The organism is Oleiphilus messinensis, from assembly GCF_002162375.1.
Classification (GTDB): Bacteria; Pseudomonadota; Gammaproteobacteria; order Pseudomonadales; family Oleiphilaceae; genus Oleiphilus; species Oleiphilus messinensis.
Window position 1 is genome coordinate 3985001 of record NZ_CP021425.1, and the last position, 18006, is coordinate 4003006.

General features: G+C 47.6%; 13 protein-coding genes (1 of these 13 running past the window's edge). 5 read left to right on the top strand and 8 right to left on the bottom strand.

Annotated features, from left to right (window positions below):
* From purT to OLMES_RS17340, 4 genes are all read right to left on the bottom strand, one after another.
* Positions 1-623: the 5' portion of a formate-dependent phosphoribosylglycinamide formyltransferase gene (purT, locus tag OLMES_RS17325; protein ID WP_087462420.1), read on the bottom strand. The gene continues 568 nt to the left of window position 1, outside the view; the window shows 623 of its 1191 coding nt (coding positions 1-623); the start codon lies at positions 621-623; its stop codon lies beyond the left edge, outside the window.
* 157 nt (positions 624-780) lie between these two features.
* Positions 781-966 carry a DUF1289 domain-containing protein gene (locus OLMES_RS17330; protein ID WP_087462421.1) on the bottom strand — a complete coding sequence of 62 codons (186 nt, stop codon included), beginning with the start codon at positions 964-966 and terminating at the stop codon, positions 781-783.
* A gap of 57 nt (positions 967-1023) precedes the next feature.
* Positions 1024-1554, bottom strand: coding sequence for a gamma carbonic anhydrase family protein (locus OLMES_RS17335; RefSeq protein ID WP_087462422.1), 531 nt, complete (start codon positions 1552-1554; stop codon positions 1024-1026).
* Positions 1555-1693: 139 nt separating this feature from the next.
* A complete protein-coding gene (locus tag OLMES_RS17340) occupies positions 1694-2275 on the bottom strand; it encodes a CoA pyrophosphatase (RefSeq protein WP_087462423.1) in 582 nt (193 codons plus the stop codon).
* A gap of 365 nt (positions 2276-2640) precedes the next feature.
* Here OLMES_RS17340 and OLMES_RS17345 point away from each other — a divergent pair, with 365 nt between their 5' ends.
* On the top strand, positions 2641-3183 hold the full coding sequence (locus OLMES_RS17345; protein WP_087462424.1) for an NUDIX hydrolase: 543 nt from the start codon (positions 2641-2643) through the stop codon (positions 3181-3183).
* Between the two features lie 45 nt (positions 3184-3228).
* Here the strand turns inward: OLMES_RS17345 and OLMES_RS17350 are convergent, their stop codons facing one another.
* Both OLMES_RS17350 and purL read right to left on the bottom strand, forming a co-directional pair.
* Positions 3229-3540, bottom strand: a complete 312-nt coding sequence (locus OLMES_RS17350) for a Nif3-like dinuclear metal center hexameric protein (RefSeq protein ID WP_087462425.1) — start codon at positions 3538-3540, stop codon at positions 3229-3231.
* 590 nt (positions 3541-4130) lie between these two features.
* The gene (purL, locus tag OLMES_RS17360) at positions 4131-8033 is read right to left on the bottom strand and encodes a phosphoribosylformylglycinamidine synthase (RefSeq protein WP_087462427.1); all 3903 of its coding nucleotides are present in this window, start codon (positions 8031-8033) and stop codon (positions 4131-4133) included.
* 457 nt (positions 8034-8490) lie between these two features.
* Between purL and mltF the strand changes: the two genes are divergently transcribed.
* On the top strand, positions 8491-10023 hold the full coding sequence (gene mltF / locus OLMES_RS17365; RefSeq protein WP_087464536.1) for a membrane-bound lytic murein transglycosylase MltF: 1533 nt from the start codon (positions 8491-8493) through the stop codon (positions 10021-10023).
* 9 nt (positions 10024-10032) lie between these two features.
* On the opposite strand, the gene OLMES_RS17370 is transcribed toward mltF, so the two are convergent.
* The gene (locus OLMES_RS17370; RefSeq protein WP_087462428.1) at positions 10033-10458 is read right to left on the bottom strand and encodes a regulatory protein RecX; all 426 of its coding nucleotides are present in this window, start codon (positions 10456-10458) and stop codon (positions 10033-10035) included.
* A 414-nt stretch (positions 10459-10872) separates the two neighbouring features.
* Here OLMES_RS17370 and OLMES_RS17375 point away from each other — a divergent pair, with 414 nt between their 5' ends.
* Positions 10873-13704: a DUF349 domain-containing protein gene (locus OLMES_RS17375; protein WP_087462429.1), complete on the top strand. Its 2832-nt coding sequence runs from the start codon at positions 10873-10875 to the stop codon at positions 13702-13704.
* 114 nt (positions 13705-13818) lie between these two features.
* Here OLMES_RS17375 and OLMES_RS17380 read toward each other — a convergent pair whose 3' ends face one another.
* A complete protein-coding gene (locus OLMES_RS17380; RefSeq protein WP_087462430.1) occupies positions 13819-14085 on the bottom strand; it encodes a late competence development ComFB family protein in 267 nt (88 codons plus the stop codon).
* Positions 14086-14357: 272 nt separating this feature from the next.
* On the opposite strand from OLMES_RS17380, the gene OLMES_RS17385 reads away from it, so the two are divergent.
* Positions 14358-15566, top strand: a complete 1209-nt coding sequence (locus tag OLMES_RS17385; protein ID WP_087462431.1) for an acetyl-CoA C-acetyltransferase — start codon at positions 14358-14360, stop codon at positions 15564-15566.
* Positions 15567-15591: 25 nt separating this feature from the next.
* A complete protein-coding gene (locus OLMES_RS17390; protein WP_087462432.1) occupies positions 15592-17745 on the top strand; it encodes a 3-hydroxyacyl-CoA dehydrogenase NAD-binding domain-containing protein in 2154 nt (717 codons plus the stop codon).
* Positions 17746-18006 lie beyond the last annotated feature (261 nt).

Consider the following 18006-nt stretch of genomic DNA (forward strand, 5'->3'; position numbering starts at 1 on the left):
GTGAGTAGAGTAATTTCATAATCAAATTCGACCACGCCCTCTACAATAACTTTTCCCGCTCCAGCGCGCCCACCTTCCTGCGCGTAATCCCAGGCTCGGTCCACATCCTCATTTGTTCGGACAAAACTTTGCCCCTTGCCGGATGAACTCATAATCGGCTTTACGATACAGGGATAGCCAATTTGCTTAACCGCCTCACGAAAGCTGTCGACATCAACAGCGAATTGATAAGTCGATGTCGGCAAACCCAGTTCTTCAGCAGCCAAACATCTGATACCTTCTCTGTTCATGGTTAAATGTACCGCCCGCGCGGACGGAACAACCGTATATCCTTCGTTCTCAAGCTTTACCAACTCGGCGGTCGCGATAGCCTCAATCTCTGGAACGATAAAGTCAGGTTTTTCAGACTCAATTACATTTCTTAATTCATCTGAATTAAGCATATCTATCACGTAAGAGCGATGCGCAACCTGCATACCAGGTGCATGTTGATAACGGTCTACTGCAATTACCTCTACACCTAAACGCTGTAACTCGATAATCACTTCTTTTCCCAACTCTCCAGCACCACACAACATCACTTTAGTTGCGCTCACCGACAAAGGCGTTCCAATTGTAGCCATTTAACCCTCTCTCTACGTTTTGACTATTTTTTTCGAATACTTATTATTGATTCAACTTCAAATGACTATTTAAATCGAATCACTTCTAAAAACTATCGATAATCCTTACCCGACCTGAGTAGACCTAATTCCTGACTATTTTGAATACATCAAGTAATCACCAGGAAAACTTTTGTTTTTGACGCTCAGTAACGGCAATCATGACCTGTCTCTTCTGCTCATCATCCATTCGCCCCCAAAAACTGATCTCCTGACCTGAACGCTGACAACCAATACACAAATCATCTTCATCCAGAGCACACACCCCAACGCAGGGCGATTTCACTGATTCTGTTTGAGACACACTACACACCCATAATTAAATAGCTGATTGGAATTTTTAATTGAGACTTGAATAACACTACCGAGGAGCTTGCAGCTCAAGGGAGCTTTTATAGCGCTTCCCATTCTTGACATAATGATCTGCACTCACTTCGAGTATTTTTTGCTCCATCGCTGAAAGCGCGCGTTTGACCTTTCCCGGACTACCCACTACCAGAGAACCATCGGGTATAACCGCCTTTTCAGGAATCAAAGTATTGGAACCAATCAAGCAATATTTACCGATTTTAGCTCCATTCAAAACTACAGCATTAATACCGATCAAGGAAAAGTCGCCCACTTCACAACCATGAACTGTAGCATGATGACCAACCGTTACCCCTTCCCCCAAGACACACGGGAATCCTTCATCCGCGTGCAGCACTGCTGCATCCTGGACATTCGTACGGGGCCCGACGGTAATCTTGGCGCAATCAGCCCTGACAACAGCATTAAACCAAATACTGGCTTCTTTACTAATTACAGCATTCCCTATAACCGTTGCATTGTCTGCAATGAAGGCCACCTCTTCATGAACTTCCACTTTATCAGGCCCCAACTGGTAGATCATAATGCTTCCTCTGGCTTGAGAGTAATAAATTGAATTCGGTACGCGGAGTGAATTCCCATTTGATGCAATTCAAAAGCATCACTAAATCATCGCGTATAGATTGCGCGTACCGTGATTTTTTTTTCAGGCAGTGACAACACTACTTCTTTTCGACTTTGACGAGCGAATCTATCTCAAAAACGACGTTTAAAAACTCCGACAAAATGACTGCAGATAGCCCCCAGATCAAATAATCTTCATAGTTGAATCTCGGAACGTGGTACACACACTGCTCAAAGGACAAACAGTCGTATCCATGAGGCTGATTTTCCAGAAAAAAACTGATGGGAACATTAAAAATACTCGCGATTTCAGCTTCATTCGGGACCAACTGAACATCAACAGGCACAACCCCCACATACGGGGTAACCACAATACCATGCTTCGAAACAACCTGACTCAAACGCCCCGCGACCTGAACATCCCGCGGCGAAATTCCAACCTCTTCTTCTGTTTCTCGAAGCGCGGTATGCATCAAGGATAAATCCGTCTCGTCCTGCTTACCGCCGGGAAACGCGACCTGGCCGCTATGGGTACCCAAATGCGGAGATCGCAAAGTAAATATAAGTTCAGGCTCTCGTGGATTATTTACGATTGGAAGAAGAACTGCAGCGTGGGGAAACGAGTAATTTAAATCCCTGGGTGAACTGCCCTTCAATTTATCACGAATATCGATCAACAACGTTCAGTAACTCTCTCGGTTGTTTGTAAAAGTATTTATACTCAGGATCTGTATTTAGCCGCTATAAAAACGCGAATACAAGGATTTTTCGGAAAACAGCCACACATCGACCTTCATCTTGTTATACTCGTGTGGAGTTCAGACAAAATGGGGAAGGTTTAAAAGCACCTATCGGCTCATGTCTATCAGGCGCTTATCTAAATTGGATACGAACTATTAATCGCGCTACGAACTTGCTGAATTGAATTCAAACTCAGTACATGTATATGAATCCAGTGCAAGACCATCGTTTTGACTTCCAATACCTTACCTTTTCTTGATACAAAAGCTCAAGTTAAGATCAATTAGCAATAATAAGGATTTTTATGAAATTTTGCAGCTTATGTGCAACTCCGGTAGTACAGAAGATTCCGGAGGGCGATAGTCGACTTCGCTATGTCTGTCCAGGCTGTGGAGAAATACATTACCAAAACCCGAATATTGTCGCGGGCACAATCCCCGTTTATGAGAACAAAATATTACTCTGCAAACGTGCAATTGAACCTCGAAAAGGCTTTTGGACCCTACCCGCCGGTTTTATGGAAAACCAGGAAACCACTACAGAAGCCGCTGTGCGTGAAACCTGGGAAGAAGCGCTCGCACGAGTCAAACTTGGCACACTCTATACGCTGTTCAACATTCCGCAGATTGATCAGGTTCACCTCTTCTTTCTAGCAACGATTAAGGACGGCCAGTACGGCGTGGGAGAAGAAAGCCTGGAGACGCGTTTATTCTCAGAAAGCGAAATCCCGTGGGATGAAATTTCTTTTCCGACCGTTAAGAAAACCCTTCAATATTTTATTGAGGACAGATCGAATCAAGAGTTCCCATTACGCGTTGAGGATATTGTCAGAGATCGAAAAACCTGAGGTCGAGGGCACTTCACCTTCAATCTGTATGGAAGAGCTATGCGCTCAAAACACCTCCAAACGCCACACATCATAAGCAGGCTCCTCATAAGGGTGGGCCTTTTTCATCGCCAGAATTGCCGGTTTGATAAGTTCATCGGAACACACCAATTCAACCCGGTACTCTGAAACCTTTTCTATCTCTCCCTGGCTCCCAATATATGGATTACTACCACTCAAGGGCCGAAACTGTCCGACACCTTTGACCTGCCAACAACACTTGTCATATTCACCAATTTTGCCCGCACCGGACGAAAAAAGTGCATTTTTGACTTCATCCAGATTTTCTTCGGGTACGTACACTACTATCTTGTACATATTTTTACTTCTCCTATATCACCAGACCCATTTCGATGCATCTGAAAGCTTAAAGTCTGACTCAAGCACACTTTATGACATCTTGAACCAAAGTTATCCACAGGCCAGAAATCTTTATCCACATCCCGAGAAACCTTAAAGTTCTCCACAGATTCTGTGGATATCTATGGGGATATATTTTGGGAAAAGCCCTGAAAGCCCCGTCATTAGTGCATCCGATACAACTTGCCGACTTTTTATACCGGATTATTATTTGCATATTTATCAATAACTTACATTTGTCAATAACAAAGATGCGCAAAATCATACATTTCTGTGGTGCTAAATGAGTCAGTTTTCTGTCAGCTGTGCATATTTATTTTGTGTCAATATCAAAATAACAAATATTTTTCGCTTTTTCCTATTGCAGAGCACAATATTATTTGAAATATGAATGAACGTTAATATTTATATACGGTTCGTTACATTTAGCAACATCACAGTTACAATCATTTCCGGATCAACAAGCGAAAAAAAACCCGGGCTACCGGGCTTTTTTAAACAGCTTAATATTCAACCTGAACTTGAATAGCGATCTTCGAATAGCAGGCCTATTTGCACCACTTACGTGCATTCCTGAACATTCGCATCCAGGGACCGTCTTCCGTCCAGCTTTCAGGATACCAAGAGTTTTGAACCGAACGAAAAACACGCTCAGGATGGGGCATCATTATTGTAAAACGGCCATCTTTGTTCGTCACACTGGTAACGCCACCGGGCGAACCATTCGGATTAGCAGGATATCGCTCGGTTCCTCGACCATAATTATCGATATACCGAAGTGCGACCTGCGATGACTCAAGTAATGCCGCCTGTCTGGATTCATCCTGCCATTCGGCTCTCCCTTCACCATGCGCCACAACCACAGGCAGCTGAGACCCTCCCATACCATCAAGTATGACCGCATTGGATTTCATGATCTCTAACATAGTAACGCGGGCTTCGAATTGCTCAGAGCGGTTACGCACGAAATGCGGCCAGTTTTCCGACCCAGGAATCAGTTCGTGCAAATTCGACATCATCTGGCAACCATTACACACCCCAAGCGCAAGCGTATCCTGGCGATCAAAAAAGGCCGCGAATTCATCTCTCGCTCTGGAATTGAACAAAATAGATTTTGCCCACCCTTCACCCGCGCCCAACACATCGCCGTAAGAGAAACCACCACATGCCGCAAGCATCCGGAAATCCCCGAGGGATACCAAACCGTTAATCAGGTCACTCATGTGCACATCGACTGCTTCGAAACCGGCTCGATCAAAAGCTGCAGCCATCTCAACCTGACCATTAACACCCTGCTCACGCAATATCGCGACCCTTGGGCGCGCACCAGCCTGAATAAATGGAGCAGCAATATCTTCACTCGGGTCAAAGGTCAAGGTTGCAGACAAGCCGGGATCTGAGGCATCGCTAATGCCTTCATATTCCTCTTTGGCACACTCTGAGTTGTCCCGCAGTGACTGAATCTCATAACTGGTGCGAGACCAAAGCTGCTGAAAATAAACCCGGGTATTATCGATGACAGGATCATCCTCAAACAAAAACCGAATCCGATCAGAATCATTTAAAGCACCAATCACGAGGGTATGCTCTCCAAGGCCTGCTGCAGTAAATTGTTGCAACACTTCCTCAGTGTGCTCCTTCTTCACCTGTACAACAGCCCCCAACTCCTCGTTAAACAACTCCCGGACAAAATGGGTTTCGTTTTCAGCCAGATAATCCAGACGGATGTCTACCCCGACATGCCCGGCAAATGCCATTTCACAAAGTGTTGTGAACAAACCACCATCGGAGCGGTCATGATAGGCGAGTAACTTACCGTCAGCGTTCAAACCCTGAACTACGGCAAAAAACGCTTTTAAATCTTCAGGGTCATCCAAGTCCGGCGCAACTGCACCGATCTGGTTGTAAACCTGCGCCAATGCCGAGCCACCTAACCGATTCTGACCATTCGCCAAATCAATCAATATTAGATCGGTATCGCCTTTATCATTCACCAGTTGCGGGGTCAAAGTCTGGCGAACATCAGTAACCGGTGCAAATCCACTGATAATTAAAGAAAGTGGCGCGGTCATCGTCTGAGTATCATCACCATCTTCCCAGACCGTTTTCATTGACATTGAATCCTTGCCCACCGGGATCGTGATCCCCAATGCCGGACACAACTCCATACCTACCGCTTTGACCGTGTCATAAAGTTTTTCATCTTCACCGGAATGGCCTGCAGCGGCCATCCAATTGGCAGACAACTTTATTTTGCTGATATCTTCAATTTGTGCTGCGGCGAGGTTGGTAATTGCTTCCCCAACTGCCATACGGCCTGAGGCAGGCGCATCGATAATCGCGATTGGAGTGCGTTCCCCCATTGCCATCGCTTCACCGCAGTATGAATCATAGCTGGCGCAGGTCACAGCAACATCGGCTACAGGCACTTGCCAGGGACCGACCATTTGATCCCGGGTAACCATCCCGGTAATGGACCGGTCTCCGATTGTAATTAAGAACTGTTTACTCGCGACCGAAGGTACCTGAAGTATTCGCTCTGCGGCATCATTGGGATCGATAGCAGTCGAATCGATTACCGGCTTGGTAAAAGTCTTGCGCTCCACTTGACGGTGCATTTTTGGCGGCTTGCCAAACAAGACACTCATCGGTAAATCAACGGGCGTATTATTAAAGTGGGAGTCCGATAATCCGAGATGCATCTCTTCTGTCGCTTCACCCACTATCGCATACGGACAACGTTCCCGCTCACAAAGAGCATCGAAAACAGGTAATTGCTCATCGCCGACAGCGAGTACATAACGCTCCTGAGATTCATTACACCAAATCGCCAACGGTGACATGCCCGGCTCATCATTCGGAATATCTCGCAGTTCGAATTTCCCCCCTCTGTTTCCATCTTTGACCAGTTCGGGGAAAGCATTCGATAGCCCCCCTGCACCAACGTCATGGATAAACATAATCGGGTTTTGTTCGCCCATTTGCCAACAACGGTCTATTACCTCCTGGCAACGGCGCTCCATCTCAGGGTTACCCCTCTGCACGGAAGCAAAGTCAAGATCTTCATGACTGGAGCCAGAGTCCATCGAAGACGCGGCCCCGCCGCCCAATCCGATCAACATGGCCGGACCACCCAGCACGATCAATTTCGCGCCAACAGGAATCTCTCCCTTTTCCACATGCTCGGCTCGAATATTCCCCAGACCACCAGCGATCATAATCGGTTTGTGGTAGCCCTTGAGCTCCATACCGTCCGGGCCCGGCACCATCTCTTCATACGCCCGGAAATACCCCGTCAGATTGGGGCGACCAAATTCATTGTTGAATGCGGCACCACCCAAAGGCCCATCTATCATTATATCCAGCGCTGATACAATGCGATCAGGTTTACCAAAGTCATTCTCCCAGGGTTTCACATAGCCGGGAATCTTGAGGTTGGATACGGTAAACCCCGTTAAGCCAGCTTTCGGCTTTGCGCCACGCCCCGTCGCACCTTCATCCCGTATTTCCCCACCCGATCCGGTTGCAGCACCGGGGAAGGGTGAAATTGCGGTAGGATGATTGTGGGTTTCAACCTTCATTAATATGTGGATGTCTTCCGTGGTAGCACCATAAACATTGTTCGCTGGTGCCGGAAAGAAACGCCCCGCACTGGAGCCTTCCATAACTGCAGCATTATCTTTGTAGGCCGATAAGACACCAGTAGCATTGGCTTCATAGGTATTCTTGATCATGCCAAAAAGTGACTTATCCTGAGCTTCCCCGTCGATTTCCCAACTGGCATTGAAAATTTTATGACGACAATGTTCAGAGTTGGCTTGAGCAAACATCATCAATTCGACATCGGTAGGGTTTCGGTCTAACCCCTGATAGGCTTCCACCAGATAATCAATCTCATCTTCAGCAAGTGCAAGCCCGAGTGATCGGTTTGCTTCTGTCAGAGCCCCTTTTCCTGCCCCTAATATATCGACTTGGGTCATTTCTTCTGGATGAGCATGACTAAACAAGAGCTCAGCCCCACCCATTTCATGGAAAACCGTCTCGGTCATTCGGTCATGGAGCATCTCAGCAATCTGTTCTCGCTCCGACCGTTTCAGCTTTTCGGTAGCCGTGACATAGTAAGCAATACCACGCTCAATACGCGTGATAGCACGCAACCCGCAGTTGTGTGCGATATCGGTTGCTTTACTGGACCAGGGAGAAATCGTGCCTGGACGAGGCACAACGAGGAACAACACCCCTGATGGCGACTCGGACTGCGCCAACGGGCCATAGCTTAACAAGCGATTGAGCACCGCCATTTGATCTGAAGACATAACCTCCTCAGAATCAACAAAATGCATGTATTCGGCATAAATCGACTCGACTTCCGGCAGGACGGATTTTACCCGGTTGAACAGTCTCTTTTTACGAAAAGCGGATAAGGCAGGTGCACCACGCAACTCTAACATCGCTCTGTGATTCCTCGATCAAACAAATTAAAAGGCGCATATGATACTTGATTATCACCCACACTTACACAAGAAGAGACAGACTTCGCGAAATTCGCTCGTGAATTGACACGAAATCAGTACATTAGCCGTACCTCAACTGGATCGCGCTCATTTCGATACACTATTTTACAAACTTTTTTCAGATGCGTGACACAATAAGTTGACTCCAACAGCACAACCTGAAAACATTTGCACTGTGAAAGGGCAACGCATGTTCCCCAGTCGCACCAAATAATGTGTCGCTCTAAAGAATGTGTAGTTCTAAAGAATGTGTGGTTCTAAAGAAGGTAAAGCCTAAAAAGTCTGAATAGCGCTCGACACCCAAGCGACCATAGACAACAGAGTTCAATAACAATACGAACCAGTGCAACTGGGTACAGTGACTTGGTAACGCGGATAACTGCTGACGCGAATGATGAAATATTACTGTCTAACCTGCGGTATTAATCCGGCCAACAGGGCTACTGCTGTCCCGCGACTTCGCTCGCCTGTCATTTTTCTCTTCCTATCAATTATTTCCCTGCTAAACGGGTGCACCAGACCCACCGTAGTAGAAAAAATCAATCAGGAAAAAGTACTGCATGTGATTACACGCAACGCGCCTACGATTTACTACGAAGGCAAGGATGGCCCGGCAGGTTTTGAGTATGAGATTAGCAAACTTTTTGCGGAACATCTGGGGGTAGAACTGCGCCTCCGAGTCGCTGAAAGCGTCACAGAACTCAATGATGTTGTTGCCAAAAACTATGCCCACTTTGCAGCAGCAGGCATTGCGGTTACCCCCGCCAAGCTCGAACAGTTTCGCTTCTCGTCCCCCTACATGGAAGTAACACAGCAACTTGTTTACCGACGAGGCACACAAAAACCTACAGACTTGAGTGACCTGATCGGTAAGCGAATTATCGTGCAACAGGGTAGCCATCAGGCTGAACGCTTGAGAGACTATCGTCAGGATATCAAGGCGCTCAGTTGGTCCGAAGCGGATGATCTCGATACCTCCGATCTGTTACGTTTAATCACCGAAGGGGAAGTTGACTACACAGTTCTGGACTCTAATGAGCTTGAGATTTACCAGTCCATGTTCCCCCAAATCAGGTCTGCTTTTCCGCTGTCACATACGGAGACGCTTGCCTGGCTCTTCCCGCCAGGAACAGATGAAACGCTCCTGCAAGAGGCCACCGCATTTTTCGCGAAAATCAGCGCCGACGGCACGTTATTGCAGCTTAAGGAGCGTTACTTTTCTCAAAAGAACAAAATGAATTATGTGGGAGCAAAAACATTCATGACCCACATGAAAAATAGACTGCCGAAATACGAAGACACTTTTCGTGCCGCGGCTCAGGATTTTGCACTTGACTGGCGACTACTGGCGGCCATTGGTTATCAGGAGTCCCATTGGCGAGCGGACGCAATTTCACCTACTGGTGTGAAAGGCCTGATGATGTTGACGCGGAATACGGCCAAGGAAATGGGAATCAGCAATCGACTTGATCCCGAACTAAGCATACACGGCGGGGCGAAATATTTTACCCGGGTCTATAAAAGGCTTCCTGATCGCATAACTGAACCTGATAGAACCTGGTTTGCCCTCGCAGCATACAACGTCGGCTACGGGCATTTGGAAGATGCACGAGTGCTAACTCAAAGATTTGGGAAAGATCCTGACAAATGGGACGATGTCAAAGCGCACCTTCCGCTACTCAGCAAGAAAAAGTGGTACAGCCAGACACGCTACGGCTATGCCCGAGGTCACGAGCCTGTAGTTTACGTGCGTAATATTCGCCGTTACCTGGACGTACTCTCCTGGATGTCTTCACCTGAACGCCGGGAACAAATTGCTGAAAAGAGCGAACAATCGGATCCGGCACTGGAGCCTTACAAAGAATCCCCAAAAGCGGAATCCACGATTATTTCCTCATCAATGGAACACTTACCGCCCACCCTCTAACGCACTTTATTACAGCTCATCAACGCCGCTGCTCAATGCCTGATATGCCTGCTCAGAGGTAAAGCCACGTTGTGCCAGAAATCGCAACTGCTTTGCTTTGTCTTTAGGTGTTATCGGCTTATCGGGGAATTTACGCCGAAGCTGAGTTTTCGCTAACTCAAACCAACTCGGGTCGCTCTCATCCAGGAACTGACTGATCAGCTCAGCGGAAACGCCCCTTTCCTGCAAATCATACCGAACCCGAACCGGCCCCCTCCCGCGACTTTGGGCACTGCGAACAAAAAGCTCCGAGAATCGAGCATCGTTCAAATAACGGTCTTGCTCCAGTTTATCGAGCACCGCATCTATTTCCATCACCAAACCTGAAACCGCATCGGCATCCAGCTCACCAGAGGTTTCACCGTTAGGATCAATCTGTTCAAGCGCCTGAGGCATTCGACTCTTATTATACAACTTTGATCGCAACTCATATTGGGAGTGTTCGCGCTTGGCCAATAGCCGAACTGCTTGCTCATATAGATTTTTGCCGCCTGGATTATAAATCGTTACTTCCTCCTTTTTACCGCTGCAATCAACTTTTCATTGATTGCAGGCTGGCGTGAAAAACGCTTATCAAACGCAATAATACCGAGTAGACTTCGCCTCTACTGAAAGACTACCCGGTAGCAACACCGGTTTGAGTCCCCGAACTCAGGACACAAGCGGATCGCGTCCCCTGATTTTAGCAGGGCAATTCGCCAGGCCGCGTACATGCAACCCAGTGCATACTCGTATTATTTTTGTCGATACGATTGACACCGTTGCCAACATAGACGAAAGCGAACAGTATACCGCAGGGAACTGAACTCGATGGCTACATTTATTAAAAACATGTTTCGCCCGAAGTGGCAAAGTAACAATCCAGAAGTACGTAAAAATGCACTATTGGGGCTGGACTGCCAATCCGACAAAACCCTGGAAATATTAAAAACGACCCTTGAAACTGATGATGTCCACGAGATAAAAGTGGCCGCTCTGGGGAAAATTGATGATATGGATTACCTCATTGGCTTCGCCCTTGAGCAATCCCCTGCCCAGTTCCCGGAATTGAAAAACAAATTAACAGATCTTTTCCAGAAATCCTATGAGCGTGATCCCTCTCTTTCCGTGCTGAAACAAACACCTGGCGGGAACGAAACAATCGAGAAGCTGTTACCGTGGATAGACGATGAAACGCTGATCTCCACGTTCATTTCACTTCTACCCTCCGGTCCGATCCTCGAAACCCTGGCGGTTGAAGGCAAATCGACCAAGATTAGACAACAGGCACTGCAAAGCATTCACGACGAAGCCGCCTTGAAAAATATCGTTAAACTCGCAAAAAACAGGGACAAGCGGGTATATCAAATCGCAAAAGACCGGCTCGCAAAACTCAAAACTGAGCGAGAAGCTGCTCAGGCGGTTCAGGATAATGTTCTGGATCTGATAGGCCAGATCCAACAACATGCCGACAGTGAAGTTACCCGACTTTACGGACCTAAACTCAGGGCACTCATAGAGAACTGGAAACAAGTTGCAAGCGTTGCAACCCCCGAACAGCAACACAGTGTCACCAACGCGCTCTCCAGATCCGAGGCAAAAGTTCGGGCATATGAAACAAAACTGGAGACAGCAGAAAAAGAATTGCAAGAAAGCAATGCCAAACAATTGGAGCGCAACGGTACGCTGACGACCCTGGTAGAAACAATCAACGAACTGGAACATCTGACTGACCTGGATACTGCGTCCCCTCCTGCATTGCTCGGTGTTATCAAGAGCCAGGAAAGTCGTTGGATGGAAGCGACCCGGGATACTCAAGTTGATAAGGCCGAACAAAAACAGTATCAGCTCTTGATGAATCAGGTGAAGCGTTACAGCACTGCGCTGGAACAATATCAGATGGCACATCCGGCCATGAGTTCAATACTGTCAGGCGCACAGAATCTAAGTGCCACGGATCAGCGTAAACTCGACGAGCACCTTAAAACCTTAAGCTGGCCGGATGCCCTGCCCACTCCAGATCTGATTCAGCAAGCGGAAAAAGCCCTGGGCCGAATGTCCGAGATCAAACAGAAGAAAGCGCAGGACGCGCAAACCTTAAAATCCCAAATCGAAGGGCAGATTTCAGAACTCGAAACCGCCCTTGATTCAAAGGTACTCAAGCAAACAACGCGGCGTTATCAGGAACTGCAGAAACTTCTGCAGTCTGCCCCCGACAAAATCAGTAAAGCCTACCAGGCTCGGTTCCATTTACTCGGCAAACAACTCGGTGAACTCCGGGACTGGCAAGGGTTTGCCACACATCCCAAGCAGCTTGAGTTGTGCACGCTGATGGAAGCCTTGGTCGATCAACACCTGGAACCGCAACTGAAAGCCGATAAGATAAAAGCGCTGCAGGACGAGTGGAAGACGCTGGGAGGCAGCTCCGACCAATCACTCTGGAACCGGTTTAAAGCCGCCAGTGATGCCGCCTATGAACCCTGCAAAGCCTTCTTTAGCGAACAAAAACAGCTTAAACGAGTTAATCTTGAAAAACGGATGACACTCTGTGATCAGCTACAGGCATTTCTGGATCAAAATGATTGGCAACAACCTGACTGGAAAGCGGTTGAAAAAATTGAACGCAAAGCAAAGGAAGAATGGAAAGAGAGCTTCCCCATCGACTTCAAGGACAGCAAACCGGTTCAAAAGCGCTTTAATATCCTGATTGGCGCACTGGATGAAAAACTAAATCAGGAAAAAGCGCAAAATCTCGGTAAAAAACAAGCCATTTGTACTCAGGCAGAAGAACTTATCATTCTTGAGCCGATGTCCGAGGCAATCCGACAGGTAAAAGAACTCCAAAGACAATGGACCGAGATCGGAATCACGCCTTACAAAGAGGACAGACAACTCTGGAAAACGTTTCGAACCGCCTGTGACGCGATTTTTGCACGTCGGGACGAGCAACGGAAAAGTGCCGCAGACAAAGAGCAGCAAAATAATGCTAAAGCTCAACAATTGATCGAAACAGTCGAGGTTCTGGTGGCCAAGCTCATTGGACACCCAACAGATTCGGACAATATCGATCCAGTATTGCAGAACACCCGACAGCAACTAAGGCAGACAGAAACCGAACTGAACCAACTCGAACTGAATAGTCGGGATCAGAGCAGATTCAAAGCTCAATTGAAAGATTTGAAACACCACGTGCTGGAACTGCAGAGCAAACTGGGCGCTCGGCAGCGTTATGAGCAATTAAGTGCCGCTTTGCAATTTTCTGCAGCGGTAGTTGACTCCGGCCTTACAGAAGCGTCTATAGCCAATTCCGACAGTCTTTTGAGTCGTCACCAAAAGCTGCTCCTTTTGGCTCAGGGCGATATTGAAAGTCTTGCTGAAAAATCGAAAAACTCACTTGCAGAACTCTGTGTACTGGTTGAGATTTTAACGGGTCAGGATAGCCCGAAGGAAGATCAGGCACTGCGGATGCAGCTTCAGGTGCAGCGACTATCAGAAGGTTTTTCAGGAGCTCAGGCCGAGGACACAGAAGACAACCTGGAAGCAATTTTGGATCAATGGCTAATTAAAGTACGTGCCACCCCGGAAGATGAAATGACAGCCACGGTGAAACAACTTGGCCAACGTTTGGATCAGGCCATCAAACACTATTACTTAAACGGTTAATAATCTTAGATTCAGCCCTGGCGGAGTTTGACATCCACCTGCATTCGAAACCTGTCAAGCTCCGCACCAGACTATGCCCTGGTAATTCAATAATCTTCGGAAATCCGTATGCTGTTATTTCCGCTCATGCTCTTCGACATACGCCAACGCCTTTTCCACCGCCTTTCGCACTTTATCCCGCATTTCCTCGTTCTCCACAGGAGATACGTAGTAGAGCATATCAACTTCGTGCCGGATATAACGGGGTGGCAGATGGTTTAATGCCACACAAATGACATCGGTTAGATAATCATCATCAAAACTCTTCCCTTCCACCAGAATTTCCAGTTCTTCCAAGACCCAATTCTCGTAATAATTTCTGATGTTATCCAACAACGACATAAGCAAGCGTTCCAATCAAAAAAAGGTAATTTAGCTGACATATACGCAAAGAAAACGTATTCCCCTGCAAAAAATTTAGTTGCTCACCCGAGTATTTCAAGCACGCACGCTGACATTATTGAGCAAATCCGTCAATGAATTTGGTTTTAAGGGTCATTTTGCAGGTTAGCTCAGTCACGTACATTATTTATAAACCGCAACAGCTTCCCGGAAGGGCCTGCGGCTTTGAGCACTATTAATTCATTTCAGTACTCATTCACAAGAGAATAATGATGACAACAGAAGCTTTGATTTTCGATGCAATAAGGACTCCTCGCGGTAAAGGTAAAGCCGACGGGTCTTTACATACAGTCAAGCCAGTGCGTTTATTGGCAGACCTTTTAAATGCGCTTAAAAACAGACATAACCTGGATACCGCTCAGGTTGATGATATTGTGATGGGTTGTGTTACTGCAATTGGAGATCAAGGCGCAGATATCGCAAAAACAGCAGCGATGCTGGCAGATTGGGATGAGAAGGTCGCCGGAGTTACCTTGAACCGCTTCTGTGCATCCGGCCTCGAAGCCGTAAACATGGCCGCCATGAAGGTTCGATCTGGCTGGGAAGATCTGATCGTTGCAGGCGGTGTTGAAAGCATGTCTCGCGTTAAAATGGGCTCAGATGGTGGCCCTTGGGCACTCGACCCTGAAACAAACCTGCACACAGGCTTTATGCCACAAGGTATCGGTGCGGACCTGATTGCCACTATCGATGGTTTTTCCCGCGCAGATGTGGATCAGTTTGCCCTGGAATCTCAACAAAAAGCAGCAAAGGCCAGAGCAGCAGGCTATTTCAAGAACTCAATAGTTCCTGTAACTGACTGCAATGGACTCACGCTATTAGGCGAAGACGAATTTATCCGTCCGGATACAACAGTTGAAGGCCTGGGCAATTTGAAAGCCTCCTTCCAGATGATGGGCGAGATGGGCTTCGATGGTGTCGCACGTGAAAAATACCACTTTATCGAAAAAATTAACCACGTACACACCCCCGGTAACTCATCCGGAATCGTCGACGGTGCTTCCGCTGTTCTGATCGGTAGCGAAGCTGCGGGCAAGAACCTGGGTCTGAAACCCCGAGCACGAATCGTATCAACAGCAGTAACCAGCACAGATCCCACAATCATGCTGACCGGCCCGGCTCCCGCGACTCGAAAAGCACTGCAAAAAGCAGGCTTGAGCGTAAACGATATCGACTTGTTCGAAGTGAACGAAGCTTTCGCCGCTGTGGTCATGCGCTTCCAGAAAGAAATGGGCGTACCGATGGAAAAAATTAATGTGAATGGTGGTTCAATCGCAATGGGTCATCCACTGGGTGCCACTGGCGCGATGATTCTGGGCACCTTGCTCGATGAGCTGGAACGTCAAAATCTGCGTTACGGACTGGCCACGCTCTGTGTCGGTGGTGGTATGGGTATCGCCACGATTATTGAACGAATCTAATCACCATTTACAAGCGAGAGAAATCATGACAGCAATTCAATACGCCATAGACGATCAGCAAATCGTAACCTTGACCATCGATGTACCCGGCCAATCTGCCAACACGATGAATGAGGCGTTTCGAACCGCCTTCCGGGAAACCATAAACAAACTCATTGCAGAAAAAGATGGAATTAAAGGCATCATCCTGACCTCAGCCAAAAAAACATTTTTTGCAGGAGGAGATTTGCGTGAACTCGTTCAAGTCACCGCCGAAAACGCAGAAGAATTCCAGACAATGCTTGCCCGTGACATCACCACCCCGCTGCGCCAGCTTGAAACACTGGGGGTACCCGTTGTTGCTGCAGTAAACGGCACCGCCTTGGGTGGTGGCTGGGAAATTGCCCTGGCCTGTCATCACCGGATTGTACTGGATAACGCCAAGATTGAGATCGGATTACCCGAAGTTACGCTGGGACTCCTCCCTGGTGGCGGCGGTACCGTCCGTATGACCCGAATTCTGGGTTTTGAAAAAGTAATGCCTTACTTGCTGGAAGGCAAAAAAGTACGCCCTCAAGCGGCGTTGAAAGCGGGACTGGTACACAGTCTGGCAACTGATACTGATGATATGCTGGCTCAAGCACGGGAGTGGATTATTGCCAATCCGAAGGCGAAGCAACCTTGGGATGAAAAAGGCTTTAAACTTCCCGGTGGCCCAGCGACACACCCGAAGATCGCACAAATGCTGGCTATTGCACCAGCAATGCTGACCAACAAAACCAAAGGGTGCTACCCTGCTCCGGAAGCGATTATGGCTGCCGTTGTAGAAGGCAGTCTTGTGGATTTTGATAATGCCCAGAAAATTGAAGCGCGTTATTTCACCAAATTGGTAATCAGTCAGGTTGCCAAAAACATGATCAATACGTTCTGGTTCCAGCTCAATGATATCAAAGCCGGAAGCAGCCGCCCGAAAGGGTTTGAACCCGCCAAAAGCACTAAAGTCGGGGTTTTGGGTGCGGGCATGATGGGCTCCGGTATCGCGTACTCCTGTGCAACCAAAGGCATCGAGGTTGTCCTGAAAGACGTATCTGTTGAAAATGCGGAGAAAGGCAAGGCTTACTCAGAAGGCTTACTGAAGAAAAAACTGCAGAGGGGCCATATTTCTGAAGAACGTAAAAACGAAACCCTGAATCGAATCCTCGCTACTGACAAAGCAGAAGACCTGAAGGGTTGCGATCTGATTATCGAGGCTGTGTTCGAAGACAACGAACTCAAAGCGCGTGTCACCCAAGAAGCAGAGCCACAATTGGTAGAGGGTGGCGTATTTGCCAGTAACACGTCCACAATCCCTATCACGCAATTGGCAGAAGCATCTAAAGATGACAGCAAATTTATCGGATTGCACTTCTTTTCACCTGTAGACAAAATGCCTCTGGTCGAAATTATCGCCGGTAAAAATACCAGCGACGAAACCCTGGCCAAAGCCTTTGATTTTGTCCTGCAAATCGGCAAGACACCAATTGTCGTTAATGACAGCCGCGGTTTCTTCACATCTCGGGTATTTGGCACGTTCGTAAATGAAGGGGTCGCAATGATCGCAGAAGGCATCAATGCCTCCTCAGTCGAAAATGCAGCGCTGCTAGCGGGCATGCCAGTCGGCCCATTGGCAATTTGCGACGAAGTGAGCCTGTCTCTGATCACTCACATCCGCGATCAAACCCGACGCGACATGGAAAAGGCAGGTCAAACTTATCCGGTGCACCCTGCCGAAGTGGTCGTCGACAAGATGGTTACCGAGTTCGAGCGCTGCGGTAAAGCTGCAGGTGCAGGATTCTACGATTACCCTAAAGGCGGCAAAAAGACGCTCTGGCCTGAACTGCAAACACATTTCGAGAACAGTGAAGTTGCCAGCAATGCAGCACTGGCTGATTTGAAAGACCGCATTCTGTTTATTCAAGCCATTGAAACCGTCCGCTGTATGGAAGAAGGCGTGCTTACATCAGTCAATGATGCGAATATCGGCAGTATCTTCGGCATTGGCTTTGCCCCATGGACCGGAGGCGCATTACAGTTCATCAATCAATACGGTCTGCGAGAGTTCGTTGCCCGAGCCAATGATCTGGCGAAAGCTTATGGCGAACGCTTCACGCCACCGGCCTTACTGATTGAAAAGGCGGAGAAAAACGAGGCATTCGCTTAATTTCTAATCACGCAAGTGAATGGATCTATCCCGGCCGCTCTTTGAGCGGCCTTTTTATTGCCTCTACCCAATTTTGCTTCCCTTCGTTTTCCTTAACCTTAATTGATTGAAAGCCCCGAACCTTGGCACAGTTACAAGCCCTAAACCATAATTAACAGATTTAAGGCTGGTTTTGACTATTTGACTGTCCTACAATCAAGCATACCCTGCAAACAATTCAGTTCTACGAAAAACCGTTCAACTGAATGTCGGGCGCATAAA